The organism is Staphylococcus sp. HMSC077D08, assembly GCF_001837945.1.
GTDB classification, from domain to species: Bacteria; Bacillota; Bacilli; order Staphylococcales; family Staphylococcaceae; genus Staphylococcus; species Staphylococcus epidermidis.
The window spans coordinates 1-23,545 of record NZ_KV834763.1; the positions used below are offsets into that span (position 1 = coordinate 1).

Here is a 23,545-nt window from a genome sequence, read left to right on the forward strand (position 1 = left end):
ATACTATAAATTCAACTTTGCAACAGAACCACTTAAAGACATGTTTGTCATACATATTTGTAAAAATCAAAAAATCATGGTTATATACATCATTATTTTTGATAATAATTATCTTAAATAATCATTTTTATTAATATAACAAATTGACTATACTAAAATTAAGTTGAAATGAAAGGATAATTATATGAAAAAACATGCATATAAACAACTTTTATTAGGTATGATAGCAATGTTAATCGTTATGTCTATCAGTAGGTTTGCTTATACACCTATATTACCATTTATGCAACAAGATACATCTATGGACAATCAAGAAGCGGGGTTTTTAGCTACATGGAATTATTTAGGGTATTTAGTTGGCGCTGTTATTCCAATATTTTATATTTATAAAACTAAAGTAATAGATTTGAAAATTTACCTTGCTTTAAATATTATTTCTACTATCTTAATGGGATTTACAGAACAATATTTAATTTGGTCAATTTTTCGATTGATTTCCGGGATAACAAGCGGGACGGTATTTGTATTAACTTCAAACATAGTACTAGATTCATTAAAGAAAATACAAAGAGAGGGGATATCAGGTGTATTATATAGTGCTGTTGGATTAGGTATTTTTTTAAGTAGTATTTATCTTTATTTTTTTGCCAGTGTGGATTCATGGAAAATGGTTTGGTTTGTTTTAGGAATAGTTTCACTGGTTTTGGGCTTAATTGTATTGGTTTTTATGAAAGAAAATACAAATACAATAATAAATTTTAAAGAAGAAAAAATGAAAATTAATAATAGACTAAACAAAAAGTTTGTTATCTTTTTTTCTATTGCTTACTTCTTTGAAGGGGCAGGTTATATTATTACTGGTACTTTTCTAGTTGCTATAGTTAAATCAATTCCTTCTGTTGCTGAATATGCGACTTTAAGCTGGATGTTTGTTGGATTAGGTGCAATTCCTTCTACATTAATTTGGTCACTTATAGCTGAAAAAATCAGTTATAAAAAAGCCATTTATGGTGCATTTATTTTACAAATTATAAGCGTTTGTCTACCTGTTTTTACTCATGAAATTTTTAGTTTAGTTATTAGTTCAGTTCTATTTGGAGGGACTTTTTTAGGTTTAACTACATTATTTATTTCTAAAGGGCAAAGTTTAATGTACAAAACAGATGACCCCTTAAATTTAGTCTCATTACTGACTGTAATATACAGTTTAGGACAAATGTTAGCTCCTATGTTTGCGGGAATCTTAATTGGTAAATCGAATAATTATAACATTGCTTTAATATTTGCAACTGTTTTATTAATACTGGGTCTTATTTCTACAATATTTAGCTATAAACAAAACGAAAGTATTGGTGAAAAATATGAACTTAAATGACTTAGAAGCTTTTTATAAAGTCTGCGAAAATCGTAGCTTTACTAAAGCAGCGCAAGAACTGAATTATGTTCAATCAAATGTAACAGCTAAAATTCAAAGATTAGAGTCTTATTATCAAGTGAAATTACTATATAGAGATAAAAAAGGAATTAAACCGACACCAGAAGGTATTGAATTACTAAAATATATTAAGAGAATATTCACAATTTTACATGAAGCAGAACATAATGTAAGCAACAATAAAAAATTAAATATTAACATAGGGACAATTGAAACAATAGCTGCAGTTCATTTACCTAAATTATTGAATGAATATAAGAGGAAAAATCCAAAAATTCAAATTAATTTAAAAACAGATAATAGTATTAAATTAATTGAACATGTAAAGAATAGAGAAATGGATTGTGCTTTTATATCTGGGAATATTAACGATAAAGATCTTATTTGCACAAATATCTTTAATGAAAAATTAGTGATTTTATCTCAAAAGAGCAACTTTAAACAGAATATAAACGAAAATAAGTCTATTATAATGTTTGGCGAAGGTTGTTTTTATAGAAAAATTTTTGAAGATTGGCTTAATTATCATGATATTAATATAGAAAATAAAATGACATTAAATACTTTAGATGGCATTTTGGGGTGTGTTGAAGCTGGATTAGGTATAGCATTTTTACCTATGTCAGTATTAAATAAAGGAAATAGCGATGGTATAGAAATAACCAAAGTAGAGGAATCATTTCAAACAATATCACTAAATATCATTTATCGACAAGATAATAAAAATAATAATGTGATAAATCAATTGAAACAAGTTGCTTTTGAGAAAATGAAATCAAATATAATAAAATAGAAGGTGTTAATTATGAATTTAACTACTCAAATCACAAAAATGTTAGGTATTAAATATCCTATTATACAAGCTGGAATGGCAGGAAGTACTACGCCAGAACTAGTTTCTACTGTTAGTAAACAAGGAGGCTTAGGTATGATAGGAGCAGGTTATTTTGATTCACATCAACTTTCGAAAGAGATTTTAGAAGTTCAAAAACTGACACAAGCTCCTTTTGCAGTAAATCTATTTACACCCAATGATATTAAGTACGATAAAAAACAAATTGAGCAGATGAATACAAAACTCAAACCATATAGAGAAGCGCTTGGATTATCTACTCCCAAAAATAGTACGGCTAAAGAAAAAGAAAAGTTTGAAGATGCAATAGAAGTTATTGAATCATTAAAAGTACCTATCATTGCTTTTACTTTTGGTATTCCAAATCAAAATATTATTAAACGACTTCATAATGCAGGAAAAATTTTAATTGGAACTGCAACATCAGTCGAAGAAGCAGTTGAAAATGAAAATGCTGGTATGGATATAGTTGTAGCCCAGGGCTATGAAGCAGGTGGCCACAGAGGATCATTTACAACAATCAATGGTGAATTTCCATTGGTCGGTACTTTATCTTTAGTACCACAAATTGTTGATAATGTGTCTATACCAGTTATTGCAGCTGGTGGTATTATGGATGGAAGAGGTTTAGTAGCTAGTTTAGCTTTGGGGGCTGGAGCAGCGCAATTAGGTACTGCTTATTTAACAACGAATGAAAGTGGCGCTGATGACAAAATCAAAAATGAAATTATTGAAAGCTCTGAAACAGATACAATACTGACAAATGTATTTAGTGGCAAATTGGCTCGCGGAATTATGAATGAATTTGTACACAATATGAATTTATATTCAAAACAGGTGCCTCCTTATCCTTTACAAAATCAATTAACAACGCAAATACGAAAATCTGCTTTGGAGAAAGGATATACTGAGTGGACCCATATTTGGAGTGGACAAAGTACTAGATTAGCTGACACAGTCGATGCAGCTCAATTAACAAAAAATATTATTAATGATGCAGTCAAAATTATCAATAATAAGTGATAAAGCTTTTGAGGCTGGTTATCTTTTTCTTCTACCATGTGCCAAAGTAAGATTTGAAGGTCTAGTGGAATACTTTCATTATTGTAAGTTTCTCTTATAACTGTTGTAATAGCTCGCTATTAATGTTTTTATAATAATAAAGAAAAGTAAAGAAGGTGAAAAAAGTGGAAAATACAAATAGTAATATGCATAAAAATGACAATAGTTACGTTTTATCAGCATTGAGTTATTTAAGTATCTTTTTCGCACCTGTCATTTTACCTTTATTTGTATGGATACTTGCTGATGAGCCAACATCAGGACATGGTAAAAAAGCATTAGGGAATCATATTATGACATGGATTAGTTTTTGTGTAGGCAGAGGAATTTTTATTTTTTCAAAAGGAGTCTTTGATAAACCGTTTGATCATCAATTATTAATATTTGTTATTGCTTTAATCATTGCTATTGTATTCTTTTTAATTGCTTTAATATTATATATTCTCAACATTATCAGAGGAATTAAAATTTTATTAAAAAAATAAGTGACTTATATATCAACTTATTAAGGGAGTTCTATACTCCCTTTTTTAATGCAATTGTTTTTATAAACAATGACTTTATTTATAGTCTAAGATGCTTACTTCGATGTTTCTAATGACATCTCGCGAAGCATCAAAACTGTTATTAATATAACCATTTTTATTAATCGATAAAGAAATCGATTGGCCTGCATAAAAATTTAATTTCTAGTTAAACTTAGAATAATAATTTATAAATCATCAATGATTTGAAGTAAGATTGTCAAAATGATAAATTATTTCCTCAAAATTTTTACTTTTATTAATAACTTTATACTCATTTGAATTAGTGAAATCTTCACTTTTTTTAATAATAATAAAATTATCTATTTTTCTATATTTAGGTTTTACCATACGATATTCATCATTTTTATTTAATGTTATGTAAAAATCAGTTAAATCATTTTCATTAATAAGTCTTAGCGAATCATCTGCCATAATTTTTATTATAAAAATTGATTTTAATATATGCACTATAAAGATACAGATATTTAAAAACAAGAGACACTTATACAAATGTTTTGAATCATTGTTTAAATACAGTAATTTATCATTATGAAATATTAAGTTTACAATAAAGTAAGTTATCCAGTACTTTGTGATAATTAATATCATAAAGTTTATCAATCTTTTAATAGCACTTACATAGTTTATAGAACTTTCACTACCATCTACATAAGTTGTAGGCGATGGAACAAAACGATTCATATTAAACACATCAAAGAATAAATAAACTATCAAAATGATAATTATAATTAATATAAATATCAATACAATGTGATCATACACTAATGAAAAAGCATATAAAACCTTATCAACAAGCTCTTTATCTAAGTTATTCACCAATTTATAAATAGGAATTTCCAGAAAATATACAACTAATGCTAATCCAAAAACCACATAATGAAATGGTATTAACCACCTGTTTTCAATATCTTTTTTCAATTTTTCATAAATTTTTAACAAATCATTCATTATTCACATAACCTCTCTATTATTAATAAGTTTTAATCTTTTCTTAATTGTAAGTTATTATGCCTGTTAAAAATTTACTAATTATTAAATCCACTAAAATATTACACATCTATCAAGAAAGAACGGAATAATACATGGGACTCTAAAACCTTAAATTTTTTCTTCTTATATTTTCTCAATTAGATTATAGGGAGTTCATTTCTCCGATAACTGTATAGTTAAAATTAATTTTATGAAGCAAAGTATCCATATCTAAGTCTATCCATGTTTTATCATCTACTAATGTATCAGAATAATTCTTACGTCGAAGATTAAACTAATAATCAAATCTCGAATTTGAACGTATAAATTCTTCTAAAGTCTTTTTACTTTTCCAAAGTTGTTTAATATTTGAAATTAATTTTTTTCTTTTTAGTATAGTAGTAGTACTATTAACGATTATTCCTATGACTAAGCATGCATAGGTTTGATAGATATTCATAATAAGCTCCTAATTTAACTTTTTTATTGAACTAGTTTTCATGTAAGTTAAAAACTAATTTGTATATTAAATGCTAACATATTCTACCATCTGTTTTTTTATTTCTTTAGTGGGATACTTTTGCATATCAGTTAATAATACACTTTTTATTACTCTTTAAATTGTATCCGACTAGTCGTCAGGATTAACCACACTATTCTATAATTACTTTAGTAAAAAGTTAAAGTGTCTTTTAGTAACAATCATAACTATAATAACTGCAATATAACTACATATTGAAAGTAATGATGTATCCATACCATAATCCCCACCTGTAATCAGTACATTTTTTGTTTCTAATATGTACTGATATACTCCCCAATGATCATCTTGAGTTGTGATATTTAATAAACCATTTATATTCCAAAGCATATGTAATATAGCAGAGGCCCATATACTATTAAACGTCCATGCAGTCACTGCATACATTATTCCAGCAATTGAGCCACCTATAAGTAGTAATAATAAATTTTCTCCCTTTAACTCTCCATTAAATAGATGAACAAGAGAAAATAAAATCGAGGGTATTATAATTCCAAATAAAATTCCATATTGTTTTTCAAAGTATCTCATTAGTATTCCTCGAAATACCATCTCTTCAAATATAGGCGCAGCAATACCAGTAATTAAAAATGCGCTAAAGAACATCTCCATAAATCCAACGCTTGTTGAATAATGAGGTATTATCAATTTACCAGGAATAAATAATAGATATATTAAATCAATTACTAATATCAAAATTAATCCTATAAGAAAACAAGACTTGAAAAATTTCACCGGTATTATTCTATAATCTTTCATATTGCTTTTAAGCACAATTTCAATGAACCATTTTACTGAAAAGTATGAAAGTACTATATAAGTTAATGCATGTAAAATATATTCAACACTCCAAATGCTCACAATATGCCATAGCATTGAAATATTTTGCACAATAACAGACAATACAAAACATAATAAAATAATTAATAATGTCTTTAATAATTTTTTGATTTTCATAATAAAACCTCCCAAAATATTTGAGAGATACTTACATTAGTTTGAAAAAATTTGTCCTATTGTTCCACAAATTATGATTACTATAATAATAATTACCCACCATTTTTCAGACATAAATGCCCAAAAATTCATTTCATAATAGCTTTTATTATCTTTTTTAATAATATTGTCACTTCCTGTAATGAGATAGTCTGTACTAACAGAAAATAATTGTGACAATTGCATAAGCATAATTAAGTCTGGTTCTGAAATACCTTGTTCCCATTTAGAAATTGTTTGTCTTGAAGTATTTAATTTTTCAGCTAGCTCTTCTTGAGTATAATTATGTTGCTTTCGTAAATCCTTTATTTGTTTACTAATCATAATGTAAGTTATCTCCTAGCTTCATTTTAAAGGGATTAATGCTATCAATCTGTCCTCAAATTGTAGCATTCTTGAACTATATTGTTGCAATTTGATTGTAATTATTTACATTTTAGTTTACAAAGCTATAGTTCAGCATTATCGTAAGTTAACTACATTTTATTGGAGATACTATATACTTAACCAATTTCAAAATAAGTTATATACAACTTATTTTTTAGTTTTATTTGTGATACGCTTCGCCTCTCATGATCTTAAATGCGCGATAAATTTGTTCGATCAATATGACGCGTATCATTTGGTGTGGGAAGGTCATATTGCTGAATGATAAAGCGTAATTGCTACGTTGTAAGACGTCTTGGTGTAAACCATTGGAGCCACCTATGACAAATGTAAAGTCGCTTTGACCTTGTGTCATGCGTGTTTGTAGTTCTTTAGCGAGTCCTTCTGAAGACAACATTTTCCCTTTGATTTCCAACGTGATTACTGTGGATTGCGGCTTAATCTTATTAAGTAGACGTTGGCCTTCTTTTTCTTTGACTTGTTCTATTTCTTTGTCGCTCATATTTTCAGGTGCTTTTTCATCTGGTACTTCTATTAATTCGATTTTCGTGTAAGGTCCCAATCTTTTTTCATATTCTGCAATGGCTTGCTTCCAATATTTTTCTTTTAGTTTTCCAACTGATAAGATAGTAATCTTCATTTTATCCTCCAAAAGTACATAATTTATTCTAGTTATCCACAAGTTATACACTTATGCACACATTTCCCTCTTAGTATAACAATTGAATTAACATTTTCTTAGTGTTTTTTTAGAATTATACACAGATTCTAAGAAATATCTTGTGAATTTGTGGATAAGTCTGTGAATAATGTGGGTATTTATGTGTGTATTGTACACATTTCTGGATAACTATTGCCTAATCAGTGGATAACTTTACGGTCGTCTTAACGTTATTTTTACAATTATTCCCTATATTTCAGACCTTTTAGACTCACTTATTACATATATCATCATTGATATTCTAGTTTCCACACGCATCTTTTCAACCCTAAATTAATATCACCATTATCTTTATGTAGTGAACTATCATCTAGCAGTATATGTATCACCCTACCTGAGTCTCATCAATCATCATACGACATTCAATCAAATATATGAGTTCTCCACTTTCACCTCAATTAAGCATATAATCAATTAAATGAATTCATATTAACTATGATGATATTGACTTGATAAAGTCTCATATGTCATTGCTTTGAGTTACAAAATAACGGTGAAAGCAGCGATAGATTATTTATTGCGTTGAATCATACATGTGTTGAACATAGAAACTCACTTTTATATTAAATAGTATGCCCACTAACTATAAATACAATATATTTAAATATTATTTAAATGTTAATTTTTATTTTGTTACAATTTCTAAATGTTTTTAAATTTTAACTTTATATTTAAGTTTTTATGAGACTCTTAATATTTTATTTATTCATATTTTTACAACATTACTTTTTTATCAACTAGGAAATATTAGGAAGTCTAATATAAATCACAAAGCGTGTATAGACATCGTTCTCCCCCTTCCATGATGCGCTTTCATTTCATTAAAAAATCCCTAAATCAATCATTCATGCACAAGCCGTTTAAACTAACACGTAATCATTCCCTGCAATTCTCCTGATCACTTTTCCAAAAAATAACCTACTTAAGCGTAATACTTAAGTAGGTCGTTTGTCGTCTTACCTCTATTCAATTATAGTGTATAAATCGGTGTGGCTTGTGCTTTATCGGTATCGCAAAGCAATACTTCTTTCTCTGTATCGATATCGTGTTCGTTGAGCACTTGTCCAACACTCATGCGTGCGAGGTCTTTCATATTATTGTCTTGTGACAAATGAGAGAGGTATATACGTTTCGTATTACCTGTAATGACATCACTCATCGCAAGACCCGCGTCTTCATTGGATACGTGACCCATATCACTTAAAATACGTTGTTTCGTCTTCCATGGATAGCGACACATGCGTAACATATCGACATCGTGATTACTTTCAAACATAAAGACATCACTACCTTGAATCATACCTTTCATACGATCTGAAACGTAACCAGTGTCAGTTATCATCGTAAATTTCTTATAGCTATTGTGGAAGATGTAGAATTGTGGATCAATCGCGTCATGTGACACGTTAAATGATTCTATATCAAATCCTGCAAGAGATTTCGTTTCATATGGATTAAAGATAAATTTCTGATCCATTGGAATGCGACTATCTTTCTTCTCTATCGCTTTCCATGTATTCTCATTCGCGTAAATCGGAAGTTTATATTTACGTGCTAAGACACCAAGACCTTTAATATGGTCGATGTGTTCATGTGTCACTAATATTCCGTTTAAATCCTTAATGTTTCTGTCGATTTGACTGAAAAGTTCTTCCATCTTCTTGCCAGTTAAACCTACATCGACAAGTAGGCTACCTTTCTCACTTTCTACGTAAGTGGCGTTACCTGTACTACCACTTGCTAATACACTCATACGTATCAAGCGACTCATCCTTTCTCATATGTACCATAGTTATTTGTTTATAGGGGTGTGGGGGAACTCGAGTGTCTTACGCTTTATTGAGATGCTTCGACTAAGTTGGCTTTCACTCAATGTTGATTTTTATCCTAAATTGCGTAGATATTTTAAAGTTTCAACATTCCTTAATACAGTTATTCAAATATCGAAACGTCACGTCCTCTAAATTTCCTTTATATTATACTATATCAATTTTAAAAGTTGAGTTCCAATAGTCCGTTTATAAACAATACTAACACCCATTTAAAATACACACCGCTTCATAACTACGTCGATATTGAGCTTGGCATTGCATCCTCTTAAACGACCTAACATATCGACCAACATCATTTTTGATATCCACCCTATTTAATTACTCAATCACTTTCAATACGTAAAAAAGCCTGAGATTACTCATCGGTGTCTCAGGCTTAGTTTATATCATCTTATATAGCTTCATAATTAATCTGTGACTCATCATATGTCCGTTGGTTCGATAAATGACTTCCACAAAGTTTGCTCTAGATAGTACAAATTAACGTAGCCTTCTATTCTATAGCTTCGCGGTTTCATTCAAACGTCACGCCACCCATCAATAATCTCTAATAATCAATCACTTTCGGATTATGATTTGTAGCTTCTACATAATAGGTTTGAACTTCATCCTTGCCTTTATGTTTTACTTTAATTTCCCAGTTCGGTTGGAGTAATTGAACGTTTGTTTCCTTTACCACTGAATAATAGCCTAAGCGTGCGTCTAGCACTTGATCATTTTGCTTTAGATATCTATTGTAATAAAGGGCTTCAATAGCTTTACGCGGCGTGATAACTTGCTTCTTCGTGCTATTTGAACCTTTAGCTACTTGTATATCATCCATCGCTGTCTGTTTATAGCTTGTCGCCTTACCATCGCTCAAATTAAACGTTAAGCGTGCTTTACTATTATTCATAATTGGATAATCTTTATACGTTTGTTCGTAAGTAACTTTATCTTTAGTTAAATCACTTAATTGATACTCTTTACCGTTAAAGATTTTCTTTGCAATGTATTCTTTGATATCTTGTAAGTTCTTATCACTCACTTGAACGCCTTTATCAATATCTCCTTCAAGTGTTTTATCGGAATCAGATGTTTGCATGCTTGAATGATCTTTCGCATAACTTGAGAAATTCTTTGAACGGGCAGTAATTTGTTCAAGTTCAGTATCTTTAACATTTTGATTCAAGACATCCTTGGGCACGTCAATTTCTTCTTGTTGAAAATTGACCTCGTTTACCTTTTCCGAGTCATTAACTTGTGATTTATTCACTTTATCAATATAAACGATGACTAAAAAGATGTTCACAAGAATAAAAACGAAAATGAAAAGTGTTTTCGTGAGTTTCCAGTTCATTTATTCAAGCCTCCCATCTTTATAGGCATACCAATTGCCATCGTATTCTACAAACCAACGTGGTATTAATTCACAGTTACGTTGAACTTCAATATCTTCGTTATTTGCCTTGTCGTCCATATCATAACCAATCGCAATGTTCGTTACCTTTTCAAAATCAATATCAGGATGGTTGGCTAATGCAGAACGCACGGACTCAACAGTGGGGACGGATTTAGATTCTTCACTGTTCAGTGTGACGTCCGTCTTAAGTAGCGAACGTTGATAATCGTAAACGCCTTTATCCCCCCATGTGACTTGGATTTCATTGAAGTTGTGTTTATTAAACGTTGGGTGACCGTTGAGGAATCGTTGATATGTGAGTTTCCCCGTTCTATTATCTGTTTTAAATAGGCGATAATCTTCATTTAAGAAGCCACCATGACTATTTATAAACTCGTATGTGCCTGGGATGGTTTCTTGCATGTTGCTTGAACTTTTCGCGTCTTCAGATAAATTCTTATAATGATACATTTCATCTTTATCATTGTAGTTGGCGACACCAGTATTGTTGTTGTATGTTGTCGTACCACTTTGAGAGCTACGAACAATCGTTGAATCATCAAATAGTATTGAGTTCATGCGTTCAACACTGATCGTATTGAAGACCATGCGATACGTCTTTAAGTCTTTCGGTTTGCTTGGTGCAAACACGTGTGTTGCTTTGTCGATTGTATCTTTATTCGTGATGATTTCCGTATAGGGCTGCATGTCAGGTTCGATACTTTTAAAAGCTTTGTCAACATTATTCCCTTTCATCGTTGTCTTAAGTTTAACTACTTCATGACGGTCTTTACTAATCGCATATAGTACGACGTGGTTATTATGATCTTGATCGATGAGGAGGCGATCAAAATTAAAGTTATTCGGCACTTTCGCATCGATAACGAGTACTTGACTTAAATATGTTGAAAGTGGCAAATCATAAGTGAAATCTAGGACGATAAAGTCGTTGCTTAGTTCAGGTATAACAAGGTTATGTTCCCTTTTCAGATGTGATACAGATTTAACTTCTTGATTTTTTAAAGGTTGAATTATCTTGTCTAAGACTGCACCTGATGCCACTGTTCCTTGAGATTTTTCATCTCTAGAATGCACGATTTGAAATGGTGTAATCGTTCCTTCCATTTCTGCAGTCATTGGTTTAGTAAGTGGTTTAGGCTTATCACTTTTACTATTATCCGTGTTATCAATATTTGAAAGGTCTGGAGAAAAGTTCCAGACCATGTATGTCAAAACGATACTCATCAAGACGAGTAGGACTAAAATAATTGATTTAGTATGTTCTTTGTTATTCATCCCAATCACCGTCTTCAATGATTTCGCAAGGAAGTGTAATAAAGATTGACGTACCTTGTCCTTCTACACTGTTAGCCCAAATTCGACCGTTATGTGCTTCGACAATCTCTTTGGAAATAGCTAGACCTAGTCCTGTACCACCCATCTTACGTGTACGTGCTTTATCTACACGATAGAATCTATCAAATATTTTATCTACCTTGTTAATCGGTATTCCAATACCATTATCTTTAATACGAATCGTCATTCGATTGTAAAGTGCATTTTGTTTCACATGAAACTCAACACGTTTCTCGCCACGTGAATATTTCATTGCATTGGTAATGACATTATCAAATACTTGTGTCATCTTGTCTGGATCGATTTCAGCAAAGATGGTTTGCTGCGGAATTTCGCGCACGAATGTCGTATCTTTCGCTGCCATTTCATGACGGTTAATAATTTTGTTGATAAACATGTTGAAGTCGATAATTTCTTTCGTAATTTGATCTGATTCATTATCCATTTTAGATAATTGAAGTAAATCATTCACTAAACGAATCATACGTTCAGTCTCTTCGCGTGTGACAGATAGGAATGATGGTGCCAGTTCTTTATCTTGCCAAGCACCTTCTTCAAGTGCTTCGATATAGCTATTCATCGATGTCAGTGGTGTACGTAATTCATGTGAAACATTCGCAACGAATTCGCGACGTTCACGTTCGACTTGTTGTTGTTCTGTGACATCATGTAGTACGGCAATGTAACCTGTCACGAAACCTGTTTCTTGTACAATCGTACTAAAGTTTACGCGTGCAATAATGCCTTCTTCTTCGTTAATATCTAACAAGAAGGAATCACTATTTTCTTGAATTTCTTCTAATGAGAATTCATTTTCTAAGTTAAGGACACCAAGCATGTAGTAGCCGATGACATCTTCTTTCGCGAGACCGAGCATTTTCAGCGCCATGTCGTTTGCAATACGTACACGTCCACGACGATCTGTCGCAAGAATACCATCGCTCATATGTGTGATAACAGAATCTAGACGACGTTTCTCACTTTCTGTATTCGCTTGTGCTTCTTGGACACGTTTCGATAAGTTATTGAAGGCAAGCGCGAGCTCACCGATTTCATCATTACCGTATATCTTCACTCGTTGCGTGTAGTTACCTTTAGACATCTCAACGGTTTGGTTACGCATATCGGTTATCGGCTTAGTAATCGTTCGTGCAATGAAGAATCCTAGTATCACTGTAATAAATAGTGATATCGCTGTCCCTACGATGAATATCTGATTAATGTTGTTCAGCTGATTGTATACATCATTAATTTTCGATTCTATGTATATATCACCGATTGTTTGTTTATCGACTTTAACCGGTATATTATATACCCAAACACGCTCTTTACCACTTCCGTAATCCTTAAGAACCATATGATCATTCGTTTGCCCTAAGGAGAGCGCCTTTTGAACTGAACCGTCGTTAACCTTTTGATTGATAAGACCACGGTTAGACTGCTTAGTTGTTGCCATGATGATTTGGTCTTTATCAATAAAGCGTATTTCTCCTATTTCTTGGCGATTCGCATATTCATTCAAAAGGTCTTGGATATCCTTTTGAGCGTTGACTGAACCTTTATCTTTATCTTTATAAACCTTTTCAATATTGACGTCTAATTGCTTCGCATATTGTGTTATGTTCTTCTTGAAGTTATCGAGTAATTCCTTTTCTAAACTATTCGTAAAATACAAACCGATGATTTGCATACCAATAATAATGAGTAGTACATAAACAATAACGAGTTTCGTGTGAAGGGATTGTAGTTGTTTAAGCCACTTCATAAGACGCTCCCTCTAATCATGTTGTTGGAGGAAGTATCCAACGCCTCTACGTGTCACAATGTATTCTGGATGAGATGGATCATCTTCAATTTTTTCTCTTAAACGGCGAATTGTTACGTCCACAGTACGAACATCACCGAAATAATCGTAACCCCACACTGTTTGTAGTAAGTGTTCACGTGTCATGACTTGACCCATATGTTTAGAAAGATAATGGAACAGCTCGAATTCACGATGTGTTAATTCAATGTCTTCTCCACGTTTTTTAATTGAATATGCATCTGGATAAATCACAATATCTTTAATTGTAATTTCATTTGTCGCACCACTTACTTCTTGAGCTGGTTGTGAATAATGACGGCGTAAGTTCGCTTTCACACGTGCGATGAGTTCACGAGTACTAAATGGTTTAGTTACATAATCATCTGCACCTAATTCAAGACCTAAAACTTTATCAATTTCAGAATCTTTCGCTGTCAGCATGATAATTGGCATTTCATACTTTTTACGCACTTCACGACACACTTCCATACCATCTCTACCAGGTAACATGATATCAAGTAAGACGATATCTGGTTCTTCTTCATAGATTAAATCTACTGCGTCATTACCGTCATAAGCGCAATATACGTCGTAACCTTCTTTTTTTAAATTAAATTCTAAAATATCAGCAATTGGTTTTTCATCGTCAACTACAACAACTTTTCTAGCCATATATTATAAACCTCTTTTCTCAAAGTGTAGTTCTTCCGTTCGTTTACATTGCTAATGTTATATCAAATTTTCGAAGTGCTTCATTATTATTCTGTTCTCTATATAACATATAGCTACCTATTATATAATTTACCATTTATGAACGGTTAATTCTATTTTAGTATTTAAAATTATAGAATAATATTATTTATAATTTTACCATTGAAATACAGTTCCGCAAAATAAGTTAGACTTTTGCAATATGCTTGACGCTTTTGTTTAGCTTTATCATCATATTTTATCGTTTTCGTATATGTAAAAGTGCAGTAATGACAGTGTTTGTAATGATAGAAATATAAACATGTATAGGATTATTAAGTTTTCATTGCATGTTAAAAAAGTAGGTAGTGTGAATCAGAAAGATTAATAAAGTGAAGGTACATTGTTGTACGTAAAAAAGCATAAAAAAATGCCTACCCTATTGGGTAGGCAATACGGTCCCGACGGGAATCGAACCCGCGATCTCCTGCGTGACAGGCAGGCGTGTTAACCGCTACACTACGGGACCTAGAATGGTGACTCCTACGGGACTCGAACCCGTGTTACCGCCGTGAAAGGGCGGTGTCTTAACCGCTTGACCAAGGAGCCGTTCTTAAGCACAAGATAGATTATAGCATAGCTCTACTTTTGATGACAAGATATTTTTTACATAAATTTAATAATATTTTTGTTTCGTTAATCAACCAACACAATCATGCTATGAAGCTTACTGTGGAGAAGAATAAAACCATTGATTTCATTCAAAACTCATTTCAAATTGCTGTTTTAAAATAAAACTGGAGTAGGACAAAAGGAGATTGAAAGTCATTAATCTACTCCAAAATAAATAACAAGCGACCATTATGTTGTGGCCGCCTGTTTAAAGATGATTCACTGCAAATATTGATAGATATGAATTAGAAAGCTTTTTTACTTTCATGCATATAGCAAGCACTAAGACTAATGTTAATCATTTCGCTCATTGCTCTAATTAAACAAAGCTCACATGCTTTCTTGACGTTTTATTCTACCAAAGTTGCTCTAATAAATTCGTTTGTTCGCGGTCTGGACCTACTGAGAAGATTGAAATATGGACACCGCATAATTCTGAAATACGCTCTAAGTAATTACGTGCATTCTCAGGGAGTTCATCTAAACTACGGCAACCTGTAATATCTTCAGTCCAACCTGGAAGCTCTTCGAAGATAGGTTTACAACGTCTTAATTGATCTAAGTTTGCTGGGTATTCAGTAATTTTTTCACCATCTAATTCGTAAGCAGTACAAATTTTAACTGTGTCTAATCCTGTTAAGACGTCGATTGAGTTAATTGAAAGATCTGTGATACCACTTACACGACGTGAATGACGTAATACAACTGAGTCAAACCAACCTACACGACGTGGACGTCCAGTAGTTGTACCATATTCACGACCCACTTCTCTAATATGATGGCCATCTTCATCAAAGAGTTCAGTTGGGAATGGACCGTCACCCACACGAGATGTATATGATTTACATACACCAATCACTTTAGACACTGATGTTGGGCCAACACCTGTACCTACTGTAACGTTACCTGCAACTGGATTACTAGATGTAACGAATGGGTATGTACCATGGTCGATATCTAACATGACACCTTGTGCGCCTTCGAATAATACCTTTTCATCAGCCACATTTGCATCGTCTAAAATTTTAGCTGTGTCTGTCACATAGTCTTTTAAACGTTGACCTGCAGCATAATATTCGTCAAAGATTTCATCGAATGTTGGACAAGTTTCATTAAACATGCCTTTAAAGTATGCGTTTTTATATTCAATATTTTCTTTGAGTCGGCGTTCGAATGTTTCCTTTTCTAATAAGTCTGCCATGCGAATACCGATACGTTGTGCTTTATCTACGTATGCTGGGCCGATACCTTTTTTCGTTGTACCGATTTTATTATCGCCACGACGACGTTCTTCATATTCGTCTTGAGCTAGGTGATAAGGTAAAATGACTTGTGCGCGATTTGAGATACGTAGGTTGTCAGTTGAAATGCCACGTTCATTTAACCCATCTAATTCTTTTAATAATGCGACTGGATCTACAACTACACCGTTACCGATTACAGCTAATTTATCTTTATAAAAGATACCTGATGGTACTAAGTGTAATTTGTAAGTTTCTCCACCAAATTGAATCGTATGTCCCGCATTGTTACCACCAGAAAATCTAGCAATTACGTCTGCTTGCTCTGCTAAAAAGTCTGTTATTTTACCTTTACCTTCGTCTCCCCATTGTGTCCCAACTACTACGATTGATGACATATGAGCACCTCCAAGTTTTTCTCGTTTAACCACTAGGTATTTTACCAATATGATTTTGAATTTGCAAATAAAAATCGAACATTAATCAGCGTTCGATAACGCATCATCTTTCAGTATATTTTCTGTGTAAAATCACTTCTAAACGTTTCTATGACAGTTGTTCAAAGGATGTCTAAGTAAAATACATACACATACTTCCCACATTTTAAAAAGAGAAAAACAAAATAAAAACCGTACAATAAATAGATTATAACAATTATTGTACGGAAAATATTTTTTATGACATATCTGCATGAGCATAATCAATATCTGTAAATTTATTGTATTGTTTCATAAAGTGAAGTTTCACAGTACCTGTTGGACCATTACGCTGCTTGGCGATGATGATTTCAATTTCACCGTTATCATCATTTGTCTGTGGTTCAAAACCAGCATCGTCATCATCTTCATCACCTTCACCACGATTATAATAATCATCACGATATAAGAAAGCGACGATGTCGGCATCTTGTTCTATAGACCCAGATTCACGAATATCACTCATCATAGGACGTTTGTCTTGTCGCTGTTCAACGCCACGTGATAGCTGACTCAGTGCAATAACTGGACATTCTAATTCACGTGCAATCGCCTTAAGTGTACGTGAAATCTCTGAAACTTCTTGTTGACGGTTATCTGAGAAACGTGATCCGCTTCCTTGAATCAATTGTAGATAATCAATCACAATCATATCAAGACCGTGCTCTTGTTTGAGTCGACGACATTTAGAACGTAAATCATTGATACGGATACCTGGCGTATCGTCTATGAAGATTTTAGTTCGTGATAGCTTACCTACCGCAATCGTAAAGCGACTCCAATCTTCTTCAGTCATCGTCCCAGTTCTTAAACGATTGGAATCAACGTTACCAGAACTACAAATCATACGTGTTGCCAATTGGTCGGCGCCCATCTCAAGTGAGAAGATACCGACAGTATACATATCTTCATGTGTGGCAACCTTTTGCGCAATATTTAAGGCAAAAGCAGTCTTACCTACTGAAGGGCGTGCCGCTAGAATGATTAAATCATTACGGTTAAAACCAGCAGTCATTTGGTCTAAGTCACGATAACCAGTTGGAATACCTGGTGTTTGACCACTATTTTGGTCGAGTTCTTCTGCGGTTTCGTATACCTGTCCTAAGACATCTCTAATATCTTTAAAACCATCACTTTCTCTTGTAGAAGATAGTTCTAAAATACGTCGTTCGGCGTCACTTAAAATCGTATCTAATTCTAATTCATCATTATAGCCATCATTCGCTATACTATCAGCAGTTTGAATAAGTTTCCGTTTCAACGCATGTTTAAAAACGATGTCCGTATAGTACTGAACGTTTCGCGTTGTCGGTACACTCGTCGATAGTTCGGCGAGATATTGAGGGCCACCCGCTTCGTTTAAGCTACCTTCACTTGATAATTGATCCATCAATGTGACAACATCAATTTCTTTATTATCCTCATTTAGGTGCATCATTGCTCGAAAAATATGTTGATGGGCGCCTCTATAAAACGACTCAGGAAGCAAGACTTCCTGAGTAGTATTAATGAGTTCTGGATCTATAATAATGGCACCTAAGACAGATTGTTCAGCTTCATTGCTATGTGGCATTTGATTTTGCTCATACATTCCATCCATTATCTACTTACACCTCTTATTTCAATCCATCTTTTATTTTATCGTCATCTGATATTGTCACGAGATACACTACAGATATTTCAGAGGTTAACAAATTGTATAAGTCATACATCTTATATAATTGCACCTATAATAGTAATCATGTACTATCCTCGCGTCATATCTTTAAATTATTGTTCTACAGTGTGCACACGGATTGTACCTTCGACTTCTTTGTCTAATTTCACTGGAACGTTAGTATATCCTAGTGCGTGAATACCATGTGGTAAGTCCATTTTACGTTTGTCGATTTTAATATCATGTTGTTTTTTTAGCGCTTCGGCAATTTGTTTCGTACTGATTGAACCAAATAGTTTGCCGCCTTCACCTGTTTTAGCTGATACTTCAACTTCGATATCTTTTAACTGTTCTTTAAGTGCTTTTGCATCATCGATTTCTTGTTGTCTATCTGCTGCTGCACGTTTATTTTGCTGTTCTAATTGTTTTAAGTTACCAGGAGTTGCTTCTACAGCATATTTATTTTTAAGTAAGAAGTTATTTGCGTAACCTACTGGTACATCTTTAACTTCGCCTTTTTTACCTTTACCTTTAACATCTTGTGTGAAAATTACTTTCATGCGTCTTCACTCCTACTCATTTGTTCTGTAATTGCTTGTTGTAATTGTTCTATTGCTTCATCTATTGTCGCACCTTTTATTTGTGTCGCAGCATTTGTCAGATGGCCACCGCCACCTAACGCTTCCATTGTTAATTGAACATTTATGGAACCTAATGAACGTGCTGAGATACCGATCAGGTTGTCTTCACGTTTAGCTACTACATAAGATGCTTCAATGCCTTCTAAACTTAACAACTCGTCGGCAGCTTGTGCAACCGTTACTGGATGATAAATTTTATCATCTGAACCATGTGCAATGGCTACACCTTGATCTTGTATCTTAACTGTTCTTATTAATTCTGAACGATTGATATACGTATCGACATCATCTTTTAAGAAATGCTGCGTTAAGATTGTATCAGCGCCATGTGCACGTAAATAACTTGCGGCATCAAATGTTCTGGAACCTGTTCTTAACGTAAAGTTTCTTGTATCTACTATAATACCTGCATACATAACAGTTGATTCTAAACGAGTCAATCTCTGTTCAGTTGGTTGATATTCTAGTAATTCCGTTACGAGCTCAGCAGTTGAGCTAGCGTAAGGTTCCATATACACAAGTAATGGATTTGAAATAAAGCTTTCGCCACGTCTATGATGATCAATGACTACTTTGCGGTTTGCTTTATTTAAGACATTTTCATCTAAGACCATTTCAGGTTTATGTGTATCTACAACAACGACAGTCGTCTTAGAAGTCATCATATCCCAAGCCTCATCTGATGTTACAAAGCGTTCTTTTAGTTCCGGTTTCTTATCAATCTCATCCATAACACGACGTAATGTCGGATCGATATCAGAATCATTAAGAACGATAAATGCCTCTAAATTATTCATTGATGCAAAGCGCGAAACTCCGATAGCTGCACCTATAGCATCTAAATCTGGTCGCTTATGTCCCATAACGATAACTTTATCGCCTTCAGTAAGAATATCTCTGAGGGCATGTGAAATCACACGCGCACGTACACGCGTACGTTTTTCCATAGGGTCAGTCTTACCACCATAGAATCTTACATTGCCGTTCATATTCTTAATTGCAACTTGGTCACCACCACGACCTAACGCGAGGTCTAAACCAGATTGTGATAATTCACCTAAATCAATAAGGTTCTCAGTACCTTCACCTACACCAATACTTAAAGTTAGTTGTGCGCGGTAACCCGCACTCTTTTCTCTTAATTGGCTTAAGATTTCAAAATTAGAATCTTCTAGTTCAGCCAATATTTTTTGGTTAAAGTAAGCTACAAATTGATCTGAGTTGTAACGTTTGAAATAAATATTGTAATCCTGTGCCCAACGACTAATCACACGTGTCACCATAGAGTTAATTTCAGAACGTTGTGTATCGTTCATATTTTGAGTGATTTCATCGTAATTATCTAAAAATATTGTTGCAATAATCGGCTTTGAATCTTCATATAGTTCGTTTGTACGTTCAGTTTCAGTCATATCAAAGAAGTATAAACAATGCTCGTTTTCTGAATATCGTACATGATAGTAATAATTGTTGTTTTCTATTTCTACTTCTTGAACTTTTTCCAGTTGTTTTAATATGTTAGGGAAGACTTCATTGACATTTTCAGAAATCACATTCGTTTCAATGTGATCTGTCATAAATTGGTTCATCCACTCAATGTGATTATCTTCATCTAACACAATCATCCCTATAGGCAAGTGCTTAATCGCCTTGTTACTACTTGCCGAGATGTGACCACTTAAATCATCCACATAATTATCCATTTTTAGAAATGCTTTTCTCAATAACACGCCACTAATAATAATCATCACAATAAGTATAGCTGTAGCAATACCTGCCACTAGTTGGTTAAAAATAAACCACACGGCGACAAGTGCTATAGCAGTGAATACCATTATAATAAACGGTATGAGCAAAGCTTTTTTAGTGGATTGCCGGTTCATTCTTCCACCTCTAATCACTTTTTAATCATCATTTTTTTATTATTTTCTTTAAATTAATACATAAATCAATTACCCCAAGTAATCCAACAATATGCGTTGCCGGTGTAAGAAGTGTCCCTACTACCATAACAAGAATTGTTGCGAAGTTCGGCCATCTTTTAGCTTTACCAAAGAAGTGAATGACACTTAATCCTTGGATGTACATCACTAATGATAACACAACATCAAAGTTTAACACGATGCTTTGGAACGTACTTGGTTCACTTGCAACCATGACACAAATAAGTACTATAAGATAAAACCATAGTAAATTACGGCTCATTTGCCATGCAAATAAAGGTTTAAAAATAGGTGTTGCTACTTTAAATTTACGTAAAATTGGAAATGTAATAATCAGATTAATTAAGACAAAAATGAAAATAACTATAATTAGAAAACTAGGGAGTTGGACCGTCATTTGTCGGAAACTTTCCTCAAGAATCTGTCTATAGTTTGAATCGATTCCACTTGTTAAGAAAGCCTCATGCATTGCATTTTTAAAAGGCTTAATTAATACAGCTGCCGTCGGAATTTTATCGAATGTTTGTAATAACATCCATCCAATAAGTGTAACTAAACTTAATGAAGCTGTTGAAATATAAAGAATTCGTTCTTTAGATGTTCTTTCCTTAAGTAATTGTCCGATAATCGCACTTAATAATAAGATTAAGACCATCATACTTAAGACAAATGTATTACCTAATAATGTTGTAAGTACAACTGTTACTAATGCGCTAATTCCGAATGATTGTATGGAACGATTCCACAAAACAATACCGGGAATCGTTGCAAATAAACATAAAATCAAGCCGAGAACAGGTAATACATGTGTTGCTAAAGCGACTACTAATAATGAAATAATTGCTAAAATAGTTGCTTTAGGTTGTATTTTTGAAAACACATACGCCACTCCCATACTTTTTGACTATAACTCCTATTTTAACCTCTTTGCTAAAATTTAACAATAAAGTAAAGCCATACTACCAGTGATAGGTTTATGCATAGATACGACATATGAAATAAACTTTGCTTATATAATTCTTTGTATGACTATTTTCATGCCAAAGAAAAATTTACCTACTCTGCACTGTTTAGTATTTCTTATGTGTGCTCATGGGGATTGTGTTCTATTATAAAACTTTACTATTTACGTCGGAATTGTTTCAAGTTTAAGAAATGATATAAATTAGGCGCCCAATCATTAAAATTTAGAAGAAAACCATCATGTCCTACATTATCTGGTACGAAGAAATGACGATGATATTTAAAACGTTCTCCTAAAGCTCTCACTTGATCATCAGGATAAAGCAAATCGTCAATAAAGCCCATTGTTAGTACTTTCGTTTCCAACGACTGAAAGACTTCATCAACATCATCTCTCCCTCTATCTAAATGGTGACTATCTAAGACGTCTAGCAGTGTTAAATAACAATTTAAATCGAAATATTCTTTGAACTTATCACCTTGATGTTGTTGATAGCTCACTACTTCATCTGGTGTAAAACGTTGATCATAACTTTTAGACGATCGATACGTGAGAAAGCCGAGTTGACGTGCGATACTTAAACCTTCTTTACCACCTATATGTATAGCTTGTCTTGCAATCTCGTTAAAAGCACGACTATAGGAGGACGTTTTATCAGTAGCGGCTAATATGATTGCTTTTTCCACCTCGAATTGACGATTATAAAGCAATTCCATCGCTTGCATACCACCTAAACTGCCTCCAATGAGAATATTAATCTTCTTAAATTCTAATGCTTGTATACCTAACTCAATAGCTCTAACAATATCCCTCAATGTTAAATGTTCTGGGAAGTTGTCATCATTTAATTTAGAACTTGAACCAAATGGACTTCCAATGACATTGAATGTAAGAAATTGATAATCATGAACTGGAATGTAACCACCATCAATGATTTCTCGCCACCAGCCAGGTTGCGCATCCGTGCCGTATGTTAAATGATTGCCAGTAAGTGCATGGCAAACAACGACAAGGGGTTGACCAGGAAGTCCTACATGTTCATAACGTAGACGTAAATGATCAATCGTTTCACCAGATTCAGTTATAAACTCACCTAGTTCTAATGTATTAACCGTGTAATTCGTCATAATAGTTCCATACCTCCTTCAACTAAAAAAGTGCCTTACTCAAATGATGTAAAGGCACTTATCGTACTTATCATTCGAGTTGCTCGTTGGTATTAGCACCGTGCTATTTAAAGTCGGTTGCTGAAGCTTCTATGGGCCAAATCCCTCAGCTTCTCAAAATAAGGTTAGGTAATTTAATTGTATTGTGATGTAGATATGCATTTCGTCTCGAATAGTCTAAATTTTCTAATTATTTTAATCTTAACT

At 33.1% G+C, this 23,545-nt stretch carries 20 protein-coding genes, 2 tRNA genes and 1 riboswitch; of the genes, 4 read left to right on the plus strand and 18 right to left on the minus strand.

The window, feature by feature from the left end; all coding sequences use genetic code 11:
* Positions 1 to 184 precede the first annotated feature (184 nt).
* From HMPREF2663_RS06785 to HMPREF2663_RS06800, 4 genes are all read left to right on the plus strand, one after another.
* Positions 185 to 1,375 (plus strand): YbfB/YjiJ family MFS transporter, encoded by a 1,191-nt coding sequence (locus HMPREF2663_RS06785; protein ID WP_000716034.1) that lies wholly within the window; start codon positions 185 to 187, stop codon positions 1,373 to 1,375.
* On the plus strand, positions 1,362 to 2,228 hold the full coding sequence (locus HMPREF2663_RS06790) for a LysR family transcriptional regulator (RefSeq protein ID WP_001052247.1): 867 nt from the start codon (positions 1,362 to 1,364) through the stop codon (positions 2,226 to 2,228). Before HMPREF2663_RS06785 ends, HMPREF2663_RS06790 begins: the two co-directional genes overlap by 14 nt.
* 12 nt (positions 2,229 to 2,240) lie before the next feature.
* The gene (locus tag HMPREF2663_RS06795; protein WP_002499602.1) at positions 2,241 to 3,311 is read left to right on the plus strand and encodes an NAD(P)H-dependent flavin oxidoreductase; all 1,071 of its coding nucleotides are present in this window, start codon (positions 2,241 to 2,243) and stop codon (positions 3,309 to 3,311) included.
* Between the two features lie 164 nt (positions 3,312 to 3,475).
* Positions 3,476 to 3,835: a magnetosome magnetite crystal formation protein family gene (locus tag HMPREF2663_RS06800; RefSeq protein ID WP_000432280.1), complete on the plus strand. Its 360-nt coding sequence runs from the start codon at positions 3,476 to 3,478 to the stop codon at positions 3,833 to 3,835.
* Between the two features lie 237 nt (positions 3,836 to 4,072).
* Here the strand turns inward: HMPREF2663_RS06800 and HMPREF2663_RS06805 are convergent, their stop codons facing one another.
* The 18 genes from HMPREF2663_RS06805 to HMPREF2663_RS06890 form a co-directional block, all read right to left on the minus strand.
* Positions 4,073 to 4,846 (minus strand): hypothetical protein, encoded by a 774-nt coding sequence (locus HMPREF2663_RS06805; protein WP_000998885.1) that lies wholly within the window; start codon positions 4,844 to 4,846, stop codon positions 4,073 to 4,075.
* Between the two features lie 316 nt (positions 4,847 to 5,162).
* Positions 5,163 to 5,327, minus strand: a complete 165-nt coding sequence (locus HMPREF2663_RS06810; protein ID WP_001028954.1) for a hypothetical protein — start codon at positions 5,325 to 5,327, stop codon at positions 5,163 to 5,165.
* Between the two features lie 204 nt (positions 5,328 to 5,531).
* Positions 5,532 to 6,365 (minus strand): CPBP family intramembrane glutamic endopeptidase, encoded by an 834-nt coding sequence (locus HMPREF2663_RS06815; protein WP_000694291.1) that lies wholly within the window; start codon positions 6,363 to 6,365, stop codon positions 5,532 to 5,534.
* A gap of 36 nt (positions 6,366 to 6,401) precedes the next feature.
* The gene (locus HMPREF2663_RS06820) at positions 6,402 to 6,728 is read right to left on the minus strand and encodes a helix-turn-helix domain-containing protein (protein WP_000624048.1); all 327 of its coding nucleotides are present in this window, start codon (positions 6,726 to 6,728) and stop codon (positions 6,402 to 6,404) included.
* Positions 6,729 to 6,951: 223 nt separating this feature from the next.
* Entirely contained in the window at positions 6,952 to 7,431 is a 480-nt protein-coding gene (rlmH, locus tag HMPREF2663_RS06825) for a 23S rRNA (pseudouridine(1915)-N(3))-methyltransferase RlmH (RefSeq protein WP_070846085.1), read from the minus strand.
* 1,051 nt (positions 7,432 to 8,482) lie between these two features.
* Positions 8,483 to 9,283, minus strand: coding sequence for an MBL fold metallo-hydrolase (locus HMPREF2663_RS06830; protein ID WP_070846086.1), 801 nt, complete (start codon positions 9,281 to 9,283; stop codon positions 8,483 to 8,485).
* Between the two features lie 608 nt (positions 9,284 to 9,891).
* Positions 9,892 to 10,683, minus strand: a complete 792-nt coding sequence (locus tag HMPREF2663_RS06835) for a two-component system regulatory protein YycI (protein ID WP_002447629.1) — start codon at positions 10,681 to 10,683, stop codon at positions 9,892 to 9,894.
* Positions 10,684 to 12,021: a YycH family regulatory protein gene (locus HMPREF2663_RS06840; protein ID WP_002490391.1), complete on the minus strand. Its 1,338-nt coding sequence runs from the start codon at positions 12,019 to 12,021 to the stop codon at positions 10,684 to 10,686. It lies immediately after the preceding gene.
* Positions 12,014 to 13,846 (minus strand): cell wall metabolism sensor histidine kinase WalK, encoded by a 1,833-nt coding sequence (gene walK, locus HMPREF2663_RS06845; protein ID WP_002437327.1) that lies wholly within the window; start codon positions 13,844 to 13,846, stop codon positions 12,014 to 12,016. The genes HMPREF2663_RS06840 and walK overlap by 8 nt, the downstream gene beginning before the upstream one ends.
* Before the next feature lie 12 nt (positions 13,847 to 13,858).
* Entirely contained in the window at positions 13,859 to 14,560 is a 702-nt protein-coding gene (gene yycF, locus HMPREF2663_RS06850; RefSeq protein ID WP_001831816.1) for a response regulator YycF, read from the minus strand.
* A 474-nt stretch (positions 14,561 to 15,034) separates the two neighbouring features.
* Positions 15,035 to 15,107, minus strand: a tRNA-Asp gene (locus HMPREF2663_RS06855).
* A 5-nt stretch (positions 15,108 to 15,112) separates the two neighbouring features.
* A tRNA-Glu gene (locus HMPREF2663_RS06860) sits at positions 15,113 to 15,187 on the minus strand.
* A 418-nt stretch (positions 15,188 to 15,605) separates the two neighbouring features.
* Entirely contained in the window at positions 15,606 to 16,889 is a 1,284-nt protein-coding gene (locus HMPREF2663_RS06865; protein WP_002455931.1) for an adenylosuccinate synthase, read from the minus strand.
* Between the two features lie 277 nt (positions 16,890 to 17,166).
* Positions 17,167 to 18,567, minus strand: coding sequence for a replicative DNA helicase (gene dnaB / locus HMPREF2663_RS06870; protein WP_001831779.1), 1,401 nt, complete (start codon positions 18,565 to 18,567; stop codon positions 17,167 to 17,169).
* 170 nt (positions 18,568 to 18,737) lie between these two features.
* Entirely contained in the window at positions 18,738 to 19,184 is a 447-nt protein-coding gene (rplI, locus tag HMPREF2663_RS06875) for a 50S ribosomal protein L9 (protein WP_002447632.1), read from the minus strand.
* Positions 19,181 to 21,148, minus strand: coding sequence for a DHH family phosphoesterase (locus HMPREF2663_RS06880; RefSeq protein ID WP_070846088.1), 1,968 nt, complete (start codon positions 21,146 to 21,148; stop codon positions 19,181 to 19,183). The genes rplI and HMPREF2663_RS06880 overlap by 4 nt, the downstream gene beginning before the upstream one ends.
* Positions 21,149 to 21,176: 28 nt before the next feature.
* Complete coding sequence (locus HMPREF2663_RS06885) at positions 21,177 to 22,103, minus strand: YybS family protein (protein WP_083319980.1); 927 nt, start codon at positions 22,101 to 22,103, stop codon at positions 21,177 to 21,179.
* Positions 22,104 to 22,330: 227 nt separating this feature from the next.
* Positions 22,331 to 23,299, minus strand: coding sequence for a homoserine O-acetyltransferase MetX (locus tag HMPREF2663_RS06890; RefSeq protein ID WP_001831747.1), 969 nt, complete (start codon positions 23,297 to 23,299; stop codon positions 22,331 to 22,333).
* Positions 23,300 to 23,363: 64 nt separating this feature from the next.
* Positions 23,364 to 23,464, minus strand: a riboswitch (SAM riboswitch).
* Between the last annotated feature and the right edge of the window lie 81 nt (positions 23,465 to 23,545).